Annotated in this window: 5 protein-coding genes and 1 other annotated feature; of the genes, 4 read left to right on the forward strand and 1 reads right to left on the reverse strand. The window is 38.9% G+C overall.

The annotated features are described in order from the left end of the window. The 4 genes from IKV95_RS02655 to tyrS all read left to right on the forward strand — a co-directional run. The coding region (locus IKV95_RS02655; RefSeq protein ID WP_483296356.1) for an AMP-binding enzyme at positions 1-243 on the forward strand (243 nt) is incomplete at its 5' end. After that, entirely contained in the window at positions 221-1,276 is a 1,056-nt protein-coding gene (locus IKV95_RS02660; protein WP_287451387.1) for a thiolase family protein, read from the forward strand. The genes IKV95_RS02655 and IKV95_RS02660, both read left to right, overlap by 23 nt. A 100-nt stretch (positions 1,277-1,376) precedes the next feature. Beyond that, a complete protein-coding gene (locus tag IKV95_RS02665; protein WP_069119270.1) occupies positions 1,377-1,985 on the forward strand; it encodes a superoxide dismutase in 609 nt (202 codons plus the stop codon). A gap of 136 nt (positions 1,986-2,121) precedes the next feature. Beyond that, positions 2,122-2,328, forward strand: a binding site (T-box leader). Positions 2,329-2,389: 61 nt separating this feature from the next. Then, positions 2,390-3,652, forward strand: coding sequence for a tyrosine--tRNA ligase (tyrS, locus tag IKV95_RS02670; protein WP_069125128.1), 1,263 nt, complete (start codon positions 2,390-2,392; stop codon positions 3,650-3,652). 44 nt (positions 3,653-3,696) lie between these two features. Here tyrS and IKV95_RS02675 read toward each other — a convergent pair. After that, a partial coding sequence (locus IKV95_RS02675; protein WP_287451388.1) for an LPXTG cell wall anchor domain-containing protein occupies positions 3,697-3,950 on the reverse strand: 254 nt, incomplete at its 5' end.

Raw genomic sequence — 3,950 nt, forward strand, 5'->3', positions numbered from 1 at the left:
AATTTAGATGAAGTTGTGGTCATCGGACAAAACGATGCCTATTGGGGCGAAATTGTTGTTGCGTATTACACAGGGCGAGCAACGAAAAAAACATTACGACAATTGTGTCGACATCAGCTTAAGGCACATGAACGCCCACGATTATTTGTACATGTAGCTGAATTACCACATACGATAACTGGCAAAATTGATCGTCAAAAAATGAAAGAGGAGGGTATCCATGAACCGAGTAGTCATTGTTGAAGTCAGTCGAACGGCGATTGGTAAACAAGGCGGTATTCATCGTAATTTAGATGAGCGGATATTAATCACCCCCTTGCTGCAAAAGCATGTTGCTAAATTAGCACAGGTAGATGAGGTGATTTTAGGTAATATTGTGGGGCACGGGGGAAATGTTGCCCGTTTTTCAGCATTAAATGCAGGCCTGGATTGCCCTGGCTTAACGATTGATAGCCAATGTATTGCAGGGCTCACTGCGTTGAAAGTGGGAATGAGTTACATTCAATCTGGCCTCGCCGACTCGTTATTAATTGGTGGGACAGAATCACTCTCAACATCGCCTTATCCAACACGCGCACAATTTTCACCAGAAGAAATAGGGGATCCTGATATGATAGAAACGGCAATGCTTCAACAAAAACGTTCTGCAATGAAGCCAGACTTAATCACAGCTAAAACAAGGATGAGTTATGAACGGGCATTGGCAAGTCTTGTTCACAAAAAAACTATTTACAATAATGAAACAGATGAATTTTTAGAGCGTGCTGATTTAAAAGTGTTAGAAAGAGTATTAGCTAAACAGACAAATAGCGTGAATCCAGCTACAAGTAGCAGGTTTTCGGATGGTGCAGCTTTATTGACAGTTGTTTCTGAAAATTTTGCATTAGAGCATGATCTTCAACCAGTGTTAGAAGTTGTTGCAACAGCGACAACGACTGTTTCACCCTATGATGTACCAGTTGCAGCAATAACAGCCACTCAAAGGCTCTTAGAAGAAAATAACCTACAAGCGAAGGACATTGACCGATTCGACATCGTTGAAGCGTATGCGACTAAAATAGTCGCTTTTCAAGAGGCTTTAGGGGTGAGTGACAGTCAATTGAATCCTGATGGAGGTGCTTTAGCCTATGGTCATCCTTACGCTGCTTCTGGAATTATATCAGTTGCGCATACCTTTAATACTTTTATAGCGGAAAAAAATATTGAACAAGCTGTTGTTGCTGCGGCAGGTGCAGGTGGAATAGGGCAAGCATTTCTTTTGAAACGCTATCATTGAAAAGAGTAAATTCCAAACCAATCGCGTGAATTTCATCATTATCTGTGGTATCTTTGAGAGAGTAATAAAACAAAAATAGATTCAAGGGGGAAAACAGATCATGACTTATACATTACCAGAATTACCTTACGAATATTCGGCTCTAGAGCCACACATTGATGCGAAAACAATGGAAATCCACCATTCTAAACACCATCAAACATATGTAACAAACGTTAACAAAGCTTTGGAAGGACATGCTGATTTAGCATCAAAATCAATTGAAGAATTGGTAGCAGATTTAGCAAGCGTTCCTGAAGATATCAAAGCTGCTGTACGCAACAGTGGTGGCGGACATGCCAATCATTCATTCTTCTGGACTTCAATTTCACCAAACGGTGGGGGAAAACCAGTTGGCGAATTAGCTGAAGCAATCGATGCTAAATTCGGTTCATTCGAAGCCTTCCAAGAAAAATTCACAGCAGCTGCAACTGGCCGCTTTGGTTCTGGTTGGGCATGGTTAGTATTATCAAACGGTGAGCTTGAAATTACTTCTACAGCTAACCAAGATTCTCCATTAACAGATGGTAAAACACCTGTCGTTGGCATTGATGTTTGGGAACATGCTTATTACCTTAACTACCAAAACCGTCGTCCTGAATACATCAAAGCGTTTTACAACGTTGTTGATTGGTCAAAAGCAAACGACGTATTTAACGCAGCAAAATAAAGAATAAGATAAAGTGTTGGTGGCTAATTGCTACCAACGCTTTTTTTACGTTTTAAAAAGGTTAGAACCGTATTTAGGATATTAACATTGACAAATGGGTTGTTACCCACTAGTATTGTATTTAACAACTTCATGAATATATGCAAAGAAGGAACGAAGTAAATCCCTTATCACTAGTTGAGAGAGCTTGTGGTCGCTGCGAACAAGTCTATATAAGGTGATTGAATTACACTCTGGAGCATTTGTACAGCAATGTACAACGGGTCATACCGTTAACTATACAAGCAGTAACCTTTTGGGGTTATTAAAATAGGGTGGTACCACGGTGAATATCGTCCCTTCGTTTCTTATAGAAGCGGAGGGGCTTTTTTGTGTCTATGAAGAAAAAAAGGAGATGGAAAAAAATGAATATTATTGAAGAATTAGAATGGCGCGACGCGATATACCAACAAACAGATGCAGCTGGTTTGAAAGAATTAACTGAAAAAGAAAGCATTTCATTGTATTGTGGTATGGATCCAACAGGAGATAGCATGCATATCGGGCATTTAATCCCATTTATGATTTTACGACGTTTCCAACTCGCAGGACATCGTCCAATTTTCTTAATGGGCGGCGCTACAGGATCAATTGGTGATCCAAGTGGTAAAGCAGAAGAGCGTCAATTACAATCGATGGAACAAATTAATCAAAATGTGGAATCATTACGTGCCCAATTAGAAAAATTATTTGATTTTTCAGGTGAAAATGGTGCGATTTTAGTTAATAACTATGATTGGACGAAGTCTTTAAGCGTGTTGGATTTCTTGCGTGATATCGGTAAACGTTTCAACGTGAACACAATGTTAAGCAAAGACATTGTCGCAAATCGTTTAGAAACAGGGATTTCATTTACAGAGTTTAGCTACCAAATATTACAAGCAATGGATTACAATCATCTATACGAACACAACAACTGTCGTTTACAAATTGGTGGAAGTGACCAATGGGGTAATATTACGGCTGGTCTTGAATTGATTCGTAAAGAGCATGGCGATAAATCGAAAGCCTTTGGTTTAACAATTCCATTAATGCTGAAGTCGGATGGAACAAAATTTGGTAAAACAGCTGGTGGTGCAATTTGGTTAAACCCAGAAAAAACAACACCGTATGAATTTTATCAATTTTGGTTAAATACAGATGACCGTGATGTCGTTAAATACTTGAAATACTTCACGTTTTTGGATGAAGCAACGATTTCAGCATTGGCTGAAAAAGTAGCAACTGAACCACATCTACGTGCAGCACAAAAAACATTAGCAAGTGAAATGACAACCTTCGTTCATAGTCAAGCAGCGTTAGATCAAGCAATCAAAATATCAGCAGCGTTATTTAGTGGCGATATTAAAGGCCTAACAGCAGATGAAATTGAAGTTGGTTTTAAAGATGTGCCATCGTTTGAAGGTGATAAAAACAGCGAATTAAATATCGTTGATTGGCTTGTAGCCTTGAAAATTGAACCAAGTAAACGTCAAGCGCGTGAAGACGTAACAAATGGTGCAATTTACATCAATGGTGAGCGTCAACAAGATACAACAGCAATCATTGCTGCAGAAGACCGTATTGGTGATCGTTTTACACTTGTACGTAAAGGTAAGAAAAAATACCATCTTGTTACTTATAAATAAGTGCAAAAAAACAGAATCGATATAATCGATTCTGTTTTTTTTATTTAATTTTTGTTGCGGCGTCTCAACATTACGAGTGATGAGGCGACCACTGCGATACCTAAAAGTGGCAACAATGGCGATTGCTTATCACCTGTTTTAGGTAGTAACGATGCGTTATTTTTTGTAGTTTCTGCGATGGTTGATGTTGGTACTATCGTTTGAGATGAATCAGCGGTGTTTTCATCGAATACCTCATACTCAACGTAGCTAAATTCTTCTTTTTCGTGTAGAAGGATAAACTCTTCTGAGTCATCAC

It is taken from the genome of Brochothrix sp., assembly GCF_017549435.1.
In the GTDB taxonomy this organism is placed as follows: domain Bacteria; phylum Bacillota; class Bacilli; order Lactobacillales; family Listeriaceae; genus Brochothrix; species Brochothrix thermosphacta.